Annotated in this window: 1 protein-coding gene; it reads left to right on the forward strand. The window is 43.6% G+C overall.

Annotation, left to right across the window (positions count from 1 at the left end; all coding sequences use genetic code 11):
- Nucleotides 1-289 (forward strand): ATP-binding cassette domain-containing protein (locus PZH32_RS13820; RefSeq protein WP_275208839.1); only part of this gene is annotated, 289 nt, incomplete at both ends.

Genomic DNA, 289 nt, shown 5'->3' on the forward strand with positions numbered 1-289 from the left:
GGCAGGAGAAAAAACACTGCCGGACGGAGCGTTAGATATTACATTAAAAGATGTTCATTTTTCTTATGAAGAGGACAGAGAGATTCTAAAAGGAATCAATTTAAATCTTCCGGCAGGAAGTTTTGTATCACTGGTTGGTGAATCCGGATGTGGTAAGAGTACAATCGCTGGAATGCTTGCAGCAAAGAACCGGGGATACAGCGGAGAAATCACCATCGGTAGTGTACCGCTTAACGAAGTGAATGAAACCAATCTGATGCAGAGGGTTGTTCTGGTTCGCCATAACAGC

The sequence above is a fragment of the Adlercreutzia equolifaciens genome (assembly GCF_029076695.1).
GTDB classification, from domain to species: domain Bacteria; phylum Actinomycetota; class Coriobacteriia; order Coriobacteriales; family Eggerthellaceae; genus Adlercreutzia; species Adlercreutzia equolifaciens_A.